The sequence below is a fragment of the Microbulbifer yueqingensis genome, from assembly GCF_900100355.1.
In the GTDB taxonomy this organism is placed as follows: domain Bacteria; phylum Pseudomonadota; class Gammaproteobacteria; order Pseudomonadales; family Cellvibrionaceae; genus Microbulbifer; species Microbulbifer yueqingensis.
The window spans coordinates 313,759-331,095 of sequence record NZ_FNFH01000002.1 but is presented as its reverse complement, the minus strand read 5'-3'; the positions used below and the strand labels follow the sequence as shown (position 1 = coordinate 331,095).

18 protein-coding genes, 1 tRNA gene and 1 riboswitch are annotated in these 17,337 nt (G+C 63.7%); all 19 genes read left to right on the top strand.

All coding sequences use genetic code 11. The features are described from left to right. Window positions 1-313 precede the first annotated feature (313 nt). A complete protein-coding gene (locus BLT26_RS05300) occupies window positions 314-1,615 on the top strand; it encodes an MFS transporter (protein ID WP_091509739.1) in 1,302 nt (433 codons plus the stop codon). Between the two features lie 171 nt (window positions 1,616-1,786). Beyond that, complete coding sequence (locus BLT26_RS05295) at window positions 1,787-2,968, top strand: alginate export family protein (RefSeq protein WP_245720598.1); 1,182 nt, start codon at window positions 1,787-1,789, stop codon at window positions 2,966-2,968. Window positions 2,969-3,132: 164 nt separating this feature from the next. After that, window positions 3,133-3,271, top strand: a riboswitch (molybdenum cofactor riboswitch). Continuing rightward, window positions 3,260-4,237: a GTP 3',8-cyclase MoaA gene (gene moaA / locus BLT26_RS05290; RefSeq protein ID WP_091509732.1), complete on the top strand. Its 978-nt coding sequence runs from the start codon at window positions 3,260-3,262 to the stop codon at window positions 4,235-4,237. Its footprint overlaps the riboswitch before it by 12 nt. A 2-nt stretch (window positions 4,238-4,239) precedes the next feature. After that, window positions 4,240-4,812 carry a molybdenum cofactor guanylyltransferase gene (gene mobA / locus BLT26_RS05285; RefSeq protein WP_091510998.1) on the top strand — a complete coding sequence of 191 codons (573 nt, stop codon included), beginning with the start codon at window positions 4,240-4,242 and terminating at the stop codon, window positions 4,810-4,812. Between the two features lie 56 nt (window positions 4,813-4,868). Next, window positions 4,869-5,411: a molybdenum cofactor biosynthesis protein B gene (moaB, locus tag BLT26_RS05280; protein ID WP_091509728.1), complete on the top strand. Its 543-nt coding sequence runs from the start codon at window positions 4,869-4,871 to the stop codon at window positions 5,409-5,411. A 4-nt stretch (window positions 5,412-5,415) separates the two neighbouring features. Beyond that, window positions 5,416-5,910: a cyclic pyranopterin monophosphate synthase MoaC gene (moaC, locus tag BLT26_RS05275; protein ID WP_091509725.1), complete on the top strand. Its 495-nt coding sequence runs from the start codon at window positions 5,416-5,418 to the stop codon at window positions 5,908-5,910. Between the two features lie 4 nt (window positions 5,911-5,914). Further along, window positions 5,915-6,160 (top strand): molybdopterin converting factor subunit 1, encoded by a 246-nt coding sequence (gene moaD, locus BLT26_RS05270; RefSeq protein ID WP_091509720.1) that lies wholly within the window; start codon window positions 5,915-5,917, stop codon window positions 6,158-6,160. 1 nt (window position 6,161) lies between these two features. After that, complete coding sequence (moaE, locus tag BLT26_RS05265; RefSeq protein WP_091509716.1) at window positions 6,162-6,629, top strand: molybdopterin synthase catalytic subunit MoaE; 468 nt, start codon at window positions 6,162-6,164, stop codon at window positions 6,627-6,629. After that, a complete protein-coding gene (gene modA, locus BLT26_RS05260) occupies window positions 6,629-7,378 on the top strand; it encodes a molybdate ABC transporter substrate-binding protein (RefSeq protein WP_139169406.1) in 750 nt (249 codons plus the stop codon). Before moaE ends, modA begins: the two co-directional genes overlap by 1 nt. After that, window positions 7,375-8,085 carry a molybdate ABC transporter permease subunit gene (modB, locus tag BLT26_RS05255; protein ID WP_091509709.1) on the top strand — a complete coding sequence of 237 codons (711 nt, stop codon included), beginning with the start codon at window positions 7,375-7,377 and terminating at the stop codon, window positions 8,083-8,085. The genes modA and modB overlap by 4 nt, the downstream gene beginning before the upstream one ends. Continuing rightward, window positions 8,085-9,221, top strand: a complete 1,137-nt coding sequence (locus tag BLT26_RS05250; protein ID WP_091509706.1) for an ATP-binding cassette domain-containing protein — start codon at window positions 8,085-8,087, stop codon at window positions 9,219-9,221. Before modB ends, BLT26_RS05250 begins: the two co-directional genes overlap by 1 nt. Window positions 9,222-9,278: 57 nt before the next feature. Continuing rightward, entirely contained in the window at window positions 9,279-10,076 is a 798-nt protein-coding gene (locus tag BLT26_RS05245; RefSeq protein WP_175453031.1) for a HesA/MoeB/ThiF family protein, read from the top strand. A 210-nt stretch (window positions 10,077-10,286) separates the two neighbouring features. Next, window positions 10,287-10,363, top strand: a tRNA-Met gene (locus BLT26_RS05240). 238 nt (window positions 10,364-10,601) lie between these two features. After that, complete coding sequence (rimP, locus tag BLT26_RS05235; RefSeq protein ID WP_091510991.1) at window positions 10,602-11,066, top strand: ribosome maturation factor RimP; 465 nt, start codon at window positions 10,602-10,604, stop codon at window positions 11,064-11,066. Window positions 11,067-11,123: 57 nt separating this feature from the next. Beyond that, a complete protein-coding gene (nusA, locus tag BLT26_RS05230; protein WP_091509702.1) occupies window positions 11,124-12,626 on the top strand; it encodes a transcription termination factor NusA in 1,503 nt (500 codons plus the stop codon). Between the two features lie 126 nt (window positions 12,627-12,752). After that, window positions 12,753-15,524, top strand: coding sequence for a translation initiation factor IF-2 (gene infB, locus BLT26_RS05225; protein ID WP_091509698.1), 2,772 nt, complete (start codon window positions 12,753-12,755; stop codon window positions 15,522-15,524). A gap of 91 nt (window positions 15,525-15,615) precedes the next feature. Next, the gene (gene rbfA / locus BLT26_RS05220; RefSeq protein ID WP_091509695.1) at window positions 15,616-16,026 is read left to right on the top strand and encodes a 30S ribosome-binding factor RbfA; all 411 of its coding nucleotides are present in this window, start codon (window positions 15,616-15,618) and stop codon (window positions 16,024-16,026) included. Between the two features lie 2 nt (window positions 16,027-16,028). Next, entirely contained in the window at window positions 16,029-16,970 is a 942-nt protein-coding gene (gene truB, locus BLT26_RS05215) for a tRNA pseudouridine(55) synthase TruB (protein WP_091509693.1), read from the top strand. Window positions 16,971-17,065: 95 nt separating this feature from the next. Continuing rightward, complete coding sequence (gene rpsO / locus BLT26_RS05210) at window positions 17,066-17,335, top strand: 30S ribosomal protein S15 (RefSeq protein WP_091509691.1); 270 nt, start codon at window positions 17,066-17,068, stop codon at window positions 17,333-17,335. The last annotated feature ends 2 nt before the right edge of the window (window positions 17,336-17,337 follow it).

Sequence of the window (17,337 nt, the reverse complement as noted above, 5' to 3'; positions counted from 1 at the left end):
TCTCCGGCGTGACGGGAATCGTTGGTTAAATGGGTCTGGCCCCGATGGTATGGGAGTGATGCCGGAGTGGAAGCGGACAAAGGGGGTAGGCGTCCCGAAAATTCCGGTGATTTTCCGATGACTTACCCCTATGGGCTAGGGCGTTTCCCGGATAAATACAGCGCGGAGGCGCCGTTTTACCACCAAGGTGGTAGCAGCGGCTGCCCCCTCCATCTGCAGGATGTTTTTGGGGGTAAAGCCGCAGATCGCCCTCCGGAAACGCGCAGGCCGGGAAACAGTTGCCGTAAAATGAGGGAAACAGCGGAGTCCGGTAATGCAATACTCACAGCAACTGGCGGGACGCGTACTTGTTCTCGCCACGGCCATGTTTGCGGCCAATTTCTCGGTATGGACCCTGTATGCCGTACTCGGTGTCGAGTTGCGGGAGCAGTTCCAGCTCTCGGCGACCGAGTTCGGGGTACTGCTTGCGGCTCCCATTTTCACCGGGGCGTTACTGAGGTTCCCGGCCGGGCTGCTGGTGGAGCGTTTCTCGGCGAAGAAACTCATCCTGGTCCAGATGCTATTGCTGCTACCGGTGCTGGTTCTGCTGCCCACCATCAGCACTTTTTCGGGGCATCTGCTGGCCGGCCTGTGGCTGGGCATTTCCGGTGTCTCCTTCGTACTGGGCATTCGCTATATCACCCCCTGGTTCGAGCGCAGGCAGCAGGGCACAGCCATGGGGATCTTTGGTGCCGGTAACGTGGGCGCGGCGATTACCCTGGCGCTGGCTCCGGCTATCGAGAGCTGGGCCGGGCGGGAGTGGATAGGCCCGGCTTATGGTATCGGGTTGCTGGTGATGGTGGTCCTGTTCGCACTGGCCGCACCGGAGGAAACCCGCTACATGCAGCGGCGGCGGGCGAGCAACCTGGCGCAGCAGCTGCGGCCGCTACGGCAATTGCGGGTCTGGCGTTACGGTCTTTATTACTACTTTGTGTTTGGCAGTTTCCTGGCGCTGCTGCTATGGCTGCCGCATTACTACCTTTCCGTCTACGAGGTATCCCTGACCACCGCCATGGCGCTGACACTGGTGTTCGTGGCCCTGTCGAGTTCTGTGCGGGCCCTGGGAGGCTGGTTTGCCGACCGCTACGGTGCCCGCACGGTGAACTGGAGTGTCTTCTGGACCTGCCTGGTATGCCTCTTCTTCCTGAGCTATCCCCCCACCTCCATGACAATCCACGGGGTTGAGCGCGATGTCGAACTCAGTATCGAGGTAAGCATCGAGCTGTTCACCCTGCTGCTGCTGGTGATCGGTATAGCCCAGGGCTTCGGTCGCGCCTCGGTCTACAAGGCGTTACACGACAATTTCCCCGGGCATATGGGAAGTGTCGGGGGAACCGTGGCGACTATCGGCGCCTTCGGCGGCTTCACGTTACCAGTCATGTTTGGTATGGCACAGGATTTAGTGGGTATTCACAGTGCGGCCTTTATGTTGCTCTACGGAGTGCTCGCCCTGTGCATGGTGGTGATGTACCTGGCCATCCAGAGAGAGCGCTATCAGCAGCGACTGCAGTTCGCACGGCAACATAACTTTCTTCACGACGATGCCGGCCCGCAAGAGGCCATTTCCGCAGAATGACTCCGCTTACCGATTTGGTGGTAACTGGCTGAGCGAGCGGGTGGTAGGAAATTTCAGCGTGTTAAAAACGGGTGCATTTCCCCGGTGCGCAAGGCGGTGTAATTTGCTCCCGACCCCAATCACCCACTCGCATAGGAAAAGCGGATGAATACGCAAGATCTACCGAAATTAATGGGCGTTTTAGTTCTGGGTGCTTGCAGCAGCCTGGCTGTGCATGCGGCAGCGGAAGACAGCGGCGCAACCTCGATGGCAGAGGCTCTGAGTTTGGGCAGCGTGGGGCTCAACCTTCGCTACCGGGCCGAGGGCGTCGACCAGGAAAACCTGGATGAAAATGCCCTCGCCTCCACCCTCAGGTCGCGCCTGACCTGGGAGAGCGCGGCTTACCGCGGATTTTCGAGCCTGCTTGAATTTGATGATGTCACCGCGATTGGCGATGATGATTACAACTCCACTATCAATGGCAACACCCTCTACCCGGTTGTTGCTGATCCCACCGGGACTGAAGTCAACCAGGCGTACCTGCAGTATCGCGGCAAGTCCTCCATAGTCACCGCCGGCCGGCAGCGCATCAACCTCGATGACCAGAGATTTGTCGGTGGCGTGGGCTGGCGCCAGAACGAGCAGACTTACGACGGCTACCGGTTCCAGTACGGCCAGCCCGACAGCTTCCAGCTCGATTACAGCTACGTATACAACGTAAACCGGATTTTTGGCGAGGACAGCGTCAATTCCGACCTCCGGGGCGATATCCAGCTGCTTCACGCCGCCTACCCGGTAAACGAATCCCACAAGCTGACAGCGTTTCTCTACGAGCTGGACCTGGATACGGCGATCAACGCATCGAGCCGCACTATCGGCGTACGGTACGAGGGTGCATTCGGACCCGTCTCAACCCGGTTGAGTTACGCAACCCAGTCCGAGACCGGCGACAGCACTCTCGAGTACACAGCGGACTACTACCTCGCCGAAGTGGCCGCCAGCATTGGCCCGGTGCAGCCGAAAATCGGCTATGAGGTGCTCGGCAGCGATGAGGGGGTGGCCTTTACCACGCCGCTCGCCACCCTGCACAAATTCCAGGGCTTCGCCGACAAGTTCCTGGCGACGCCGGCAGACGGGGTTGAGGATTTGTATGTCGGGGCCAGTGCGGAGCTCGCCGGCGGCAAGTTCGGGGTGACCTACCACAGCTTTGGCGCCAACGCCTCGTCCGTGGATTACGGCGAAGAGTGGGATGTCAGCTACGGCCGCAAGATCAACGACCAGCTCTCCGCACTGGTGAAGTACGCGACCTACAGCGCCGATGAGTACAGCGTGGATACCGACAAGGTGTGGCTGATGCTCACCGCCAAGTTCTGATAAGAACAAGAAACCGCTGCCCCGGCCAGGCGCCGGGGCTTTTTTACTGTTGCCCGCCGGGCGCCCGGGTCCGGAACCCCGCTATTCTCAAATGCCGAAACGTACTTGCCCGGGGGGAGTACCACCTTTGCCCCAAGCAGAAATCTGCTGCGCTGATACACTGGCAACAGTTTAAACACCGAGTCCCGCTGCCTACACGGCTTCAGCCGCAGGGTGCCGGGACCGTGGCCGGAAGGGCCACCAGGGTCACGCGGGAAACCGCGCGGCCTCCCGACTTTGGAAAGGCGTTTAATGTTACAAGATAGCTATGGCCGCCGGTTTTATTACCTGCGCCTGTCCGTGACCGACATCTGCAACTTCCGCTGCAATTACTGCCTGCCCGACGGGATTGGCTGCGGGCGATCGCTCGAGGGTGAAAATCCCCTTACCGTGGCGGAAGTTGATACCGTAATCCGCGCCTTTGCCTCGCTCGGCACCGAAAAGGTGCGCCTCACCGGCGGCGAGCCCTCCCTGCGCCGGGACCTCGACTCACTTATTGCGGCAGTGAATGACTGCGACGGCATCCGCCGCGTGGCAATCACCACCAACGGCTACCGCCTGCCATCCCAGATAGACGGCTGGCATGCGGCCGGCCTTGACCAGCTGAACGTGAGCGTGGACAGCCTGGACCCGGCGCAATTCCGGCGCATCACGGGCCACGACCGCCTGGACAGGGCCCTGGCTGGCATCGACCGTGCCCTGGAGCTGGGTATCCAGACCAAGGTCAATGCGGTCCTGCTGCGCCAGCATAACCTCGCCGGCTTCGAGCAATTCCTGGACTGGGTGCGGCAGACGCCGGTAACCCTGCGCTTTATCGAACTGATGCGCACCGGCGATAACCGCGAGTTCTTCGCCAGCAACCATGTCTCTGGCACAGATATTGAATCCCGACTGGTAAAGGATGGCTGGCAGCAGGTGGTGCGCGCGCGGGATGCAGGGCCGGCAAGGGAGTACTTTCACCCGGACTACGCCGGCCGTGTCGGCCTGATCACCCCCTACAGCAGTGATTTCTGCGCAAGCTGCAACCGGCTGCGCATGTCGGCCCAGGGCAAGCTGCACCTGTGCCTCTTCGCCGACGCGGGCTTCGACCTGCGCCGGGAGATCGCCGCCGGCGATGCGGAGGCCCTGGCCCAACATATCCGTGAACTGATTGGCGGCAAGAACGCCGGCCACGAGCTGCAGCGCGGACTCACCGGCGCTACCCGCAACCTGGCCATGCTGGGGGGATGAACATGGCAACGACACATCAGACCATCGGCGTGGTGCTGGCGGGCGGGCGCTCCAGCCGCATGGGGCGGGACAAGGCCCTGCTGCCCACCGCCGGTAACCGCACCTTCCTTGAGCACGCCTGCGCGCTGCTGCGTGAGCTGCCCCTGGGCCAGGTGGTTGTCAGTGGTGCCCGGCCCGGCGGCGTCCCCGACCTGGTCCCCGGACGGGGGCCGCTGGGGGGACTGCACGCCGTCGCCAGTGCCACCACGGCGCCAGCGGCGCTGGTCATCCCCGTCGACATGCCGCTGCTCCCGGCAGATGCACTCGCCCGCCTGCTGCATGCCGGCGTCGAGAGCGGCCGCGCCAGCTACTTCGGCGACTATTTCTTCCCGCTGTGGCTGCCGCTGGACACCGGGTGCCGGGCCTACCTGCAGCGTGCGGTGGAAGGGGACGCGCCCAATGCCGTGGGTGCGCTGCTCCGGCACCTGGGGGCTCTTTCCCTGCCGGGCGCGGGCGACTGGTGCCACAACGTCAATACGCCCGCGGACTACCACGCACTGCCGGGCAGCGCCCGGTTCGCGCATACCAGTGGCTGAAGCCGGGTGGCCGAAAAGAAATTCCCGATACCAATTTTCCGAGAGAGTACTGAACAATGGCCGGACACGCTTCCACTGAATTCATCCCCCTCAATATCGCGGTGCTGACCGTTTCGGACACCCGCACCGAAGAGACCGATACCTCCGGCGCTTACCTCCGCGACGTCCTGCAGGGCGCGGGCCACCAGCTGGCTGACCGGCGGATAATCCCGGATGACGTCTACCAGCTGCGCGCGGTGGTTTCCGCGTGGATCGCCGATCCGCAGGTGCAGGTGGTCCTGGTGACCGGCGGCACCGGCTTTACCGAGCGGGATTCCACGCCGGAGGCGCTGCAGCCCCTCTTCGACAAGACGGTCGACGGCTTCGGCGAGCTGTTCCGGCATATCTCCCTGGGGGATATCGGCAGCTCGACGGTCCAGTCGCGGGCCCTGGCGGGGCTCGCCAACCGTACCCTGGTGTGCTGCATGCCAGGCTCCACCGGTGCCTGCCGCACCGCCTGGGAGGGCATACTGGAGCAGCAACTGGACGCGCGTCACCGGCCGTGCAACTTCGTGCCGCACGTGGATTTCCAGCGCCAGAACTGTGCCACCCGGGGATAATGCTATGAGCCACCTGACCCACCTGAACGAGCGCGGCGAGGCCAGCATGGTCGATGTCACGGCCAAGGAGGTCACCGACCGCAGTGCGCGGGCGCAAAGCAGCGTAACCATGAGTGCGGACGCATTTGCACTGTTGAGCGAGGGCGCCCACCGCAAGGGGGACGTGCTGGCGGTGGCGCGCATCGCCGGCATCCAGGCAGCCAAGCGCACCGCGGACCTGATTCCCCTGTGCCATCCGCTGGCGCTGACCAAGGTGGCCGTGGAGTTCGAGTTGTGCCCGGAGGATCATCGGGTAGACATTTCCGCATTTTGTCGGCTGGCCGGACGTACGGGTGTCGAAATGGAGGCGCTGACCTCGGCCTCGGTGGCGGCGCTGACGATATACGACATGTGCAAGGCGGTGGACCCGGCGATGGTCATCGGGCCCACCCGGCTGGCAGAGAAAACCGGCGGCAAGCGGGGCCACTGGCAGCTCGCTGATGCAGGCATCCAGGAGTAACGACATGATCAAGGTTCTGTTCTTCGCGCGACTCAGGCAGCAGCTCGGCATGGGTGAACTGCGGCTCGAAGACTTTTCCGGCACCGTGCGCTCGCTGTGCGCAGTCCTCTGCGAGAGGTATCCGCAGTGGCGGGAACACCTGGATGACGACGCTATCCGGGTGGCGGTGAACCAGGAGCTGGCAGACAGCGACGCATCCGTCGCCGCCGGCGACGAGGTGGCCTTCTTTCCCCCGGTGACCGGAGGCTGATATGGACCGCATCGATGTTCACGAGACCCCCCTCGATGTGGCCGCCGAATACGCGGCCCTGCAGAAGGCCAATACGGCTGACGGTGCTTGCGCGATGTTTGTCGGCTCGGTGCGGGACTTCAATGCCGGCAGTGCGGTTGGCGGACTGGCCCTGGAGCATTACCCCGGCATGACGGAGAAAAGCCTGCGGGCCATCGTCGCAGATGCACGCGGGCGCTGGCCCCTGGGGCGGGTCAACCTGGTCCACCGGGTGGGGCCCATGCAGGTGAATGAGGAAATCGTCTTTGTAGGTGTCACCAGTCCCCACCGCCAGGCGGCGTTCGCGGCCTGCCAGTACATCATGGACCGGCTCAAGACCGAGGCGCCGTTCTGGAAGTGTGAGACCGTTCGGCGCGCCTGCGGCGCTGAGGAGGAGCGCTGGGTCGAGGCCAGGGCCAGTGACCAGGCGGAGCTGGAAAAGTGGGCCTGATGCGTGCGCTGGCCGTGCTGGGGGCGCTGCTCGTACTCGCTCTCCCGGCCCGGGCCGACGACTGCCGGCTGCAGGTGGCGGTGGCAGCGAGCTTCCGTCCCGCCCTCGAGACGCTGCTGCCGGAATTCGAGGCCGCCACCCGCTGTCGTGTCATGCTGACCAGCGGCAGTTCCGGGGCGCTTTACCAGCAGGCCCTGCACGGTGCTCCTTTCGACCTGTTCCTTTCCGCCGACCGGGAGCGCCCCGGCTTGCTGGAGCAGCAGGGCAGGATTGTGCCGGGCAGCCGCCGCACCTATGCCCGGGGCCTGCTGGCGCTGTGGCTGCCGGATGCCGGGCGGGGATCGGAGGCGCTGCTGAGGCGCTGGCGGGATACCCTGGTGCTGGCCGACCCGGAGGTGGCGCCTTTCGGCGTCGCCGCCCGGCAGGTGCTCCAGTCGCTGGGGCTCTGGGAGGCCGGTGGCGCGCGGCTGGCGCGCGCCCACAACGCCGGCCATGCCTTCGTGTTACTCGAGTCCGGGCACGCCCGGCTGGGCTTCGTCGCTGCGAGCCAGATGGTTGCGGCCGGTCGCACCAACCTCTGGCTGTTGCCGCAGCATCTCTACCAGCCCATCGAGCAGCAGCTGGTGGTGCTCAGGCAGGCTCGCAGCCCCTCTACGGCAGCGGCCCTGGCGGACTTCCTGGTCAGTGATGGCTCGCGCCGGCGACTGGTGGCCCTGGGGTACGGTCCCGGGGCGGGGGAGGGCTCGTGACTATTGATGCCGCCGACATTGGCGCACTGTGGCTGACCCTCCGCCTCGCTGCGATAACCACACTCCTGCTGCTGCTCATCGGTGTACCGCTGGCGTGGAAACTCAGCCACTGGCAGAGTCGCTGGCGCCACGCCGTGGAGGTGATCATCACCCTGCCGCTGGTATTGCCGCCGACGGTGCTGGGCTTCTACCTGCTGCTGGCTTTTTCGCCGAACTACGCCCCGGGACGCTGGCTGGCGGAATCCTTCGGGCAGCCGCTGGTATTCTCGTTTACCGGCCTGGTGATCGCGTCAGTGATCTATTCCCTGCCATTTATGGTGCAGCCACTGCTCGCGTCCTTCAGCCAGAATGGCAGGCGGCTCACCTCAGCGGCCGCGGCTCTCGGCATGCCACCGCTGGCGGCCCTGCTGCGCGTTTTGTTGCCGGCCAGCCGCCCGGCGATCATCAGCGCCTGCGCCCTGAGTTTCGCCCACACCCTCGGCGAGTTCGGCGTGGTACTGATGATCGGCGGCGCAATACCGGGTGAGACCCAGGTGGTTTCCATTGCGCTGTACCAGCACGTGGAGGCCATGGAGTACGGCGCAGCCCACCGCCTGGCGCTCGTGCTCGTGGCAGTCACCACGGCACTCCTGTTGCTGGCCCGCTGGCTCGGGCGTGCAGCGACGGCGAAAGAGCGTGATATTCCTGTCCTGGGGGTGCCGGGCTGATGGATCTTGCACTGCCATTCCTGCGCCCGGCGGCGCGTCGCGGATACGGCGACAGAATCGAGACCAGTGAGCTGCTGGTCGAGGAACTGGTTACCGCGCTGAATCCTGCCTCTCCGTGGGAGCTCGCATTGCCGGCCACGGGAATCTTCGGCCTCAGCGGTCCCTCCGGCGGCGGCAAGACGACCCTGCTCGCCGCACTGGCGGGACAGCGCCCCTGCGCCGGGCGGGTGATTTTCGCCGGCATCCCCTGGCAGGACGGCCCGCGGGGACTGGCGGTGCACCGGCGCGACCTGGCCCTCGGCTTCCAGGACGGGCGCCTGTTTGCCGGGCAGAGCGTCGCCGACAACCTCGCCCTGGCCCATCGCTACAGCCGCCGACGGCTGGCGGAACAGGAGCGCGCCGACCTGATTGCGGCGTTCGGGGTGGCAGCCCTGCTGGAGCAGCCCGTGGAGCGCCTGTCGGGCGGTGAGGCCCAGCGGGTGGCGCTCTTGCGCCAGCTGTTCAGCAATGCCGCGGTGCAGCTCTATGATGAACCCCTGTCGGCAGTGGACAGGTCGCAGGTGCTTCGCCGGCTGATACCGGTGCTGAAATCATTCTGGGCCAGGCATCCGGCACTGGTGATCTGGACCAGTCACGACCTCAGTGAAATCCAGCTGCTGGCCACCGCGTGCCTGTGGATGGAAGAGGCGGTCCTGGAGGGGCCCGTGCCGGTGCGGGAAGCGGCGCGGCGCCTGGCGTCCGCCGGGGACGGGGAGTTTACCTGCCGCAGCCGCGTGGAAGCGCGGGTAGAGTCCTGCGAAGCGGGCCTGCTGACCCTGTCCGTCGGTGAAACGCCGCTGTATGCGGACCGGGTGGCGGGCGATCACTGCCCCGGGGACAGGGTGGCCTTCCTGCTCGATTCCGGCGACATCAGCCTCAGTATCGAGCGGCCGGGCCTGTCCAGTATCCTCAATTGCCTGCCGGTCGAGCTGCAGGCGGTCACCCCGCTTGAGGATGGCCGGGTGCGCCTGCGCCTCGCGGCCGCCGGCCAGCTGCTCAGTGCCGACATCTCGCACCTCTCCTGTACGCGACTGCAGCTGGAAGAGGGGGGGCACTACTATGCCCAGTTCAAGGCTGGCAGTATCACCGGCCTGTAACAATCCCGATGCCGGTAACAATATCTACTCCTGTAACAGGCCCGATGGTGAATCGACGTGATCAGTCATAAAGAACGTATCCGCTACAGCCGCCAGATCATGCTCCCGCAGATGGGCGAGGCGGCCCAGGAAAAACTCGCCGCTGCCAGGGTCATGGTGGTGGGGATGGGCGGCCTCGGTTGCCCGGCTGCGCTGTACCTCGCCGCCGCCGGCGTGGGCGAGTTGCACCTGGTCGACGGCGATGAGGTGGACCTTTCCAACCTCCAGCGCCAGGTGCTGTACAAGACCAATCACCTGCACAAACCGAAAGTGCAGGTCGCTGCGCAGCAGCTGCAGGCCGCCAACCCGGGAATCCGCATCCACACCCACATGGCCATGGCCGATGAGGGCTGGCTGCTCGAGCGCCTGGCCGGATTTGACCTGGTGCTGGACTGCACCGACAACATGGGCATACGCCACGCGATCAACCGCGCCTGCCGCGCCCGGGGGGTACCGGTGATCATGGCCTCGGTACAGGGTTTCTCCGGCCAGCTGGTGAGTTTTGACTTCCGCCGGGACGGGTCGCCCTGTTACGCCTGCCTTTTCCCGGAAGCGGAGCGCGAGCCCGCGGGCAATTGCGAGACCAGTGGCGTAATCGGGCCGGCACTCGGTGTGGTCGGCAGCGCGCAGGCACTGGAGGCCATCAAGCTGCTGGTGGGGTTGCCACTCGGCAGCCTGGATACTCTGCAGGTTTTCGAGGCGGAGCACCTGGAATGGCGCAGCCTGGCACTGGGGAAGCGCCGCTGCGCGGAATGTCGCGAGGACTCTGCCGCCAGTACCCCGGACCTGCGGCGGAATGGCACCACCGTCGGCTGAGGCGCCGGCCGGCAGCCCGGCGCGCGATAATTTGCTTCCGCGGATTTGGTTCTATAATAGGAACCGGGGCGCACAGGGCGATGGAAAAATAAATGCCAGACAAGGGTTGACGCAACCGGGCCCGTTCCCTAGAATGCGCAGCCTCTTGAGCGGTTGGGGCAACCCACCGCAGGGAAGCCGGAAGTACCAGAGCCGGTTTCTCGGAGTTGATGCGGGGTGGAGCAGCCTGGTAGCTCGTCGGGCTCATAACCCGAAGGTCGTAGGTTCAAATCCTGCCCCCGCTACCAAATTTGAAACGCTGGCCTTCAGTCCGGTGTTTCGCGTTTGAAGCCCCGGTCAGGGGCTTTTTCGTATCTGCGAGATGCGGTTTCCGAATGGGCCGGAAGTAGGCGCCACGGTTTGTCATTCGGACCGTGGGGCGGGCTTCCCAGCCCATTTTTTGTTTGTGGGGTGCCTGGAAGCGCCCCATCCAAGGTGGTGGTCGCCGGCCAGCCCGGTAGGCCCCGGATGAGCGTGGTGAATAGCATGGCGACCAAGCGCGAACAGCTGGAAGAACTCCTGGGGCCGGTGGTGGCCTCGCTGGGTTGTGAGCTCTGGGGTATTGAGTACCAGACCCACGGCCGCAACGCGTTGCTGCGTATCTACATCGATTCCGAGGACGGGATCTCAGTGGAGGACTGCGAGAAGGTCAGTCGCCAGGTGAGTGCCGTAATGGACGTGGAAGATCCTATCAGCGGCAACTACACCCTGGAGGTGTCGTCCCCGGGCATGGACCGGCCCCTGTACCGCCTGGAGCAGTTCGAGCGTTATGTCGGCGCCCAGATCGAGGTGCGGCTGCGCATGCCCCTCGACGGGCAGCGCAAGTGGCGTGGCCTGCTCGCCGGAGTCGAGGGCGAGGAAGTGGTGTTGCGCATTGACGGTGAGAACGAATACCTGTTGCCAATCGATAGCATCGAGAAGGCCAACATTATTCCCCAGTTTACCAAGTAACTTTTCAGTCATTTTCTAGTAGGCGCCTGCTGGCAGGCGATTTAGGGGCACAGCTGCATGAACAAAGAGATCTTGCTGGTAGCCGAGGCGGTTTCCAACGAAAAGGGCGTTGACCGGGAAATTATTTTCCAGGCAATCGAGGCCGCCCTGGCAACGGCCACCAAGAAGCGCTACGACGAGGACTCCACCGTTGAAGTGATCATCGATCGCAGGACTGGCGACTATGAGACTTTCCGCAGCTGGGAAGTCGTGGACGATGACACTCTCGCCGAGCTGGGTACCCAGTTCACCCTGGAAGAGGCCCACGAAAAAGACCCGGAACTGAAAGCCGGTGACGTGTATCGCGAGCAAGTAGAGAACGTGGAGTTCGGCCGGATCGCCGCCCAGACCGCCAAGCAGGTCATCGTGCAGAAAGTGCGCGAGGCCGAGCGTGCCAAGGTTGTCGAAGAGTATCGTGACCGTGTCGGCGAGTTGGTCAGTGGCACCGTGAAAAAGGTTACCCGCGAGTTTATCGCCGTCGACCTGGGTGGCAACGCCGAGGCGCGCCTGCCGCGCGACCAGCTGGTGGGACGCGAGATCTTCCGTCTCGGTGACCGCGTACGCGCGATCCTGCTTGAGATCCAGCCGGAGGCCCGCGGCCCGCAGTTGATGCTGAGCCGCTCCTGCCCGGAGATGCTGATCGAGCTGTTCCGCATCGAGGTGCCGGAAATCGCCGAGGAAGTTATTGAGATCAAGGGTGCGGCCCGCGACCCGGGCCTGCGAGCCAAAATCGCGGTGAACACCAACGATGGGCGCATCGACCCGGTCGGCGCCTGCGTGGGTATGCGCGGTGCGCGTGTGCAGGCGGTCTCCAACGAGCTGTCCGGCGAGCGCGTGGATATTGTGCTGTGGGATGAAAACCCGGCACAGTTTGTAATCAATGCCATGGCCCCGGCCGAGATCGAGTCCATCGTCGTGGACGAGGATGCCGGGTCCATGGACGTGGCGGTGGCTGAGGAAAACCTGGCCATGGCCATCGGTCGCAGCGGCCAGAACGTACGCCTGGCCTCTGAGCTGACCCAGTGGCAAATCAACGTAATGAGCGTTGAGGAGTGGCAGGAAAAGCAGGAAGCCGAATCTGGCAGCATCATGGAAAACTTCATGGCGCGCCTGGATATCGACGAGGATGTCGCCGGCGTACTCGTGGAAGAAGGCTTTACCACCCTCGAGGAGGTGGCTTACGTACCCATCGAGGAGATGCTCGGAATCGAAGGCTTCGACGAGGAAATTGCCGAGGAGCTGCGCGCCCGCGCCAAGGACGCACTGCTGACCCAAGCGCTCGCCTCAGAAGAGCAGCTGGATGCCACCGAGCCGCAGGAAGACCTGCTGAATATGGAAGGCATGGATCGCCAGTTGGCCTACCAGCTGGCCAGCCGCGGTATCGCCAGCATGGAAGACCTGGCTGAGCAGGCAGTTGATGACCTGCTGGACATCGAAGGCGTGGATCAGGAGCGGGCGGCTGCCCTGATCATGAAGGCGCGCGAGCCCTGGTTCGCCGACGACAGCGGCGAGCAGGCGTAACGCCGCCGCGAGAACCGGTAGTACAATGATCGGGCCCGGATAGCGGGTCCTATGGAATGCCGTCATGTAATAATTGCGGGTGATTCAGATAAAACCCCTCCGACCTAGCGACTTTCAGGAGAGAGAATGGCCGAAGTAACAGTTAGCGAACTCGCCAAATCGGTTGGTGCCACCGAGGATCGTCTGCTCAAGCAGATGAAAGACGCGGGTTTGCCCCACACCTCTGCCGACGCCATGGTGTCGGATGAGGAAAAGCAGGTCCTGCTCAACTTCCTCAAAAGCAGCCACGGGGAGCAAGAGGCGTCCGCGCCGCGCAAGATCACCCTCAAGCGCAAGACCACAACCACACTGAAAACCGGCTCTGGCACCGGCCGCAAGACAGTGAATGTGGAAGTGCGCAAGAAGCGTACCTACGTCAAGCGTCCCGAAGCTGAACAGGCGGCGGAATCCGCCGTGGAAGCCCAGCGGGCGGAGCTTGAAAAGGCGCTGGCGGAGCAGGCAGAACAGGAGCGGGCGCGCGCCGAGCAGGCCGAAGCCGAGCGCGCACGTGCCGAAGCGGAAGCCAAAGCCGCGGCCGAGGCTGCAGCTGAGCAGCAGGCCGAGGTGGCCGCAGAAGAACAGCCTGAGGAGCCGGCCGAGGTGGCCGCAGAGGCGGGCGAGGAAGCCCCGGGATCAGGTGAAGAGGCGGAACAGGCCAAGCCGGCGCCGGTGCGCTCTACCTATGTGGACGACATCGAGGCGATGCGTATTGCCGCTATGGAGCGCCGCAAAGTGCAGACTGCCCGTGAGGAGCAGGAACTCGAAGAGAAGAAGGCCCGCCTTGAGGAAGAGCGCCAGCGCGCCGAAAAAGAGAAGCAGGAGCGCGAGGAGAAGGCCAAGGCAGCCGGGGCAGTCAAGCCGTCATTGCGACGCAAGCTGGAGGCGACGCCCGTCACCGCGGACAAAGATGAAGATGAGCCGCGCAAGCGCCGTGGCCGCAAGACCAAGGGCGGACCCAAGAAGTCCAGTAAGACCGCTCTGTACGAGCAGGCCCTTGAGGCTTTCGAGGACGACGAGAGCGAAAAGCGCAGCACGCGCTCACTGTCCCGTCCTACGCTGAAAATCAAGAATACACACGGGTTCAAGAAGCCCACGGGAAAGCAGGTGTACGAAGTACAGTTAGGTGAAACCATTACCGTCGGTGACCTGGCCAAGCAGTTGAACATGAAGGCCGGTGAACTCATCAAGCGACTCATGAAAATGGGTGAGATGGTTACCATCAACCAGCCGATCGATCGCGATACCGCGACCCTGATTGTTGAGGAGCTGGGCCACAAGGTGGTGCTGCGTTCCGAGAACGAGCTGGAAGAGAGCCTGGTGGCGGAAGTCGAGCGGGCCGAGGGCGAGGAGGTTTCCCGCGCCCCGGTAGTGACCGTCATGGGTCACGTTGACCACGGCAAGACATCACTGCTGGATTATATTCGCAAGACCAAGGTGGCTTCCGGTGAGGCCGGCGGCATTACCCAGCACATCGGTGCCTACCGGGTGCAGACCAGCCAGGGCGAGGTCGCCTTCCTGGATACCCCGGGCCACGCCGCGTTTACCGCCATGCGTGCACGCGGCGCCCAGGCCACCGACGTGGTGATCCTGGTTGTGGCAGCGGACGACGGTGTCATGCCGCAGACCGAAGAGGCCATCCAGCACGCCAAGGCCGCCGGGGTACCCCTGGTTGTCGCCATCAACAAGTGCGACAAGGAAGGCGCCGACCCGGATCGTGTCAAGAACGAACTCGCCGCCAAGGATGTCATTCCCGAGGACTGGGGTGGCGACACCCAGTTTATCGAGGTGTCGGCCCATACCGGCCAGGGCATCGATGAGCTGCTGGAAGCGGTTTCCCTGCAGGCCGAAATGCTCGAGCTCAAGTCCGAGGTTGGCGTTCCTGCCCGTGGCGTCGTGATCGAGTCCCGCCTGGAGAAAGGCCGCGGTGTGGTAGCCACCCTGCTGGTACAGAGCGGTGAGCTCAAGCGCGGTGATATCGTTCTCGCCGGCCAGAGCTATGGCCGCGTGCGCGCCATGACCAATGAGCTGGGCAAGAGCGTCAAGGAAGCCGGCCCCTCCACCCCGGTGGAGCTGCTGGGACTCGACACTACACCCAATGCCGGTGATGAGTTCATGGTGGTGGCCGATGAGCGCAAGGCCCGCGAAGTGGCCGAGCAGCGCGCCGAGAAGGAGCGCCGCGAGCGCATGCAGCGCCAGCAGGCAGCCAAGCTGGAAAACATGTTTGCTGACATGGAAGCGGGCGAGCGGAAAGTACTGCCGGTGGTCATCAAGGCCGACGTACGCGGCTCCCTCGAAGCCATCCTGTCCGCGCTGGCGGACATCGGTAACGAAGAGGTGTCCGTCAATGTGGTGTCCAGTGGCGTCGGCGGTATCGCCGAAAACGACGTCAACCTGGCCCTGACCGCAGGCGCCATTATCATCGGCTTCAATACCCGTGCCGATGTCACTGCGCGGAAGCTGGCTGAGACCGAAAGTGTGGAGATCCGCTACTACAGCGTGATCTACAATCTCCTGGACGAGGTCAAGCAGGCCCTGTCGGGCATGCTGGAGCCGGAAGTCCGCGAGGAGATCGTCGGTATCGCCGAGGTGCGCGATGTGTTCCGCTCGCCGAAGTTCGGTGCGATTGCCGGCTGTATGGTTACCGAGGGTACCGTCTACCGCAACAAGCCGATCCGGGTACTGCGCGACAATGTGGTGATCTACCAGGGTGAGCTGGAGTCGCTGCGCCGCTTCAAGGACGATGTCCAGGAAGTCCGCAACGGCATGGAATGTGGTATCGGTGTTAAGGACTACAATGACGTCAAGCCCGGCGACCAGATCGAGGTCTTTGATATCGTCAAGGTTGCCCGCGAGCTGTAATCCCGGCCCGGGCGCAGCCCGGCCCTGCGACACCGTCATCCCGGCGCCTGCCGGGATGACTTTTTATGCCAGCCGTTCTCACAGGTAAACAATGGCCAGAGAATTCCACCGCGCCGACCGCGTCGCCGATGCCATGCGTCGCGAGCTTTCCCAGCTTATCCAGCGCGAAGTCCGCGACCCGCGCCTGGGCATGGTCAACATCAACGATGTCGAGGTCAGCCGCGACCTCGCGTCGGCCAAGGTTTTTGTCACCCTTGTTGGTGAAGACGACCCGGCCAAGATCAAGACTTCCATGGACGTCCTCAACAAGGCTGCGGGTTTCCTGCGCAGCCAGCTGGCACGGGCTATCCAGATTCGCACCATCCCGCGCCTGCAGTTCCGCTACGACGAAACCTCCGTTCGCGGGCAGGAGCTGTCGGCCCTGATCGACAAGGCGGTGCAATCCGACCGGAGTCATCACGACGATGAAGCCGGTGACAACGACGGTGACGATAAAGAGTAATCATGGGCCGCAGACCAAAATGGGGCCGTGCGGTTAACGGCGTCCTGCTGCTTAACAAGCCTGCCGGAATCACCGCCAACGACGCCCTCCAGAAAGCCAAGCGACTGTTTTTTGCTAACCGCGCCGGACACACGGGTGCCCTGGACCCGCTGGCCACCGGTGTGCTGCCGGTGTGCTTCGGGGAGGCCACCAAGTTTTCCCAGTACCTGCTGGACGCCGACAAGCGCTACCGCAGCACTTTCTGCTTCGGCATGCGCACGGCCAGCGGGGATGCCGATGGCGATGTGATCGATACCGCCGACGCCTCCGGCCTGACCGAGAGTGATGTGCGTGAGGCCATGGACCAGTTCCGGGGCCGAATCAAGCAGGTGCCGTCCATGTACTCCGCCCTCAAGCACAAGGGCCAGCCCCTGTACAAGCTGGCGCGGCAGGGCGTAGAGGTGGAGCGCGAGGCGCGCGAAGTGGAGATCTTCGAGTATGAGCTGCTCAGCTTCACCCCCGGGCCGCAACCCCGCGCCGAGGTGGAGATACACTGCTCCAAGGGCACCTATGTGCGCAGCCTGGCAGAGGACCTCGGCGCGGCGCTTGGTGTGGGCGCCTATGTCGAACAGCTGCACCGCAGTGCCGCCGGTCCCTTCGATGAGGCCGACGCAGTGACGCTGGAGGAGCTCACTGCCGAGCGCGGCGAGGACCGCGCGGAAGTGCTCGATCATCACCTGCTGCCTGTGGATGCGCCCGCCAGTGGCTTGCCGAAGCTCACATTGCCGGACAACACTGGCTACTATGTGCGCCAGGGGCAGCCGGTCATGGACCTGCAGGTCTACCGTCTCGGGGAAGAAGGTGATATGGTGCGCCTCTTCCTGGAAAGCGGTGATTTTCTGGGCGTAGGAGAGATTACCGACGACGGGTGCGTGGCACCACGTCGCCTGGTAAGCGGCAACTGACCCTCCGGGCAGGGGTCGCAAAACCGACTAGCTGGTCTGTAAATATGCACGGGCCAGCCGTATCTTTAAAGCATATTACGACGAGGTATTTCGTTATGGCACTGAATGCATCTGAAAAAGAAGCAATCCTGAAAGAGCACGGCCAATCCGAGGGCGACACCGGTTCACCGGAAGTCCAGGTAGCCCTGCTGACCGCCAACATCAACAAGCTTCAGGCTCACTTTTCCGAGCACAAGCAGGATCACCACTCCCGCCGTGGCCTGATCCGCATGGTAAACCAGCGTCGCAAGCTGCTGGACTACCTGAAGAAAAAGGATCTGAACCGTTACGCACAGCTGATCTCCAAGCTCGGCCTGCGTCGCTAAGA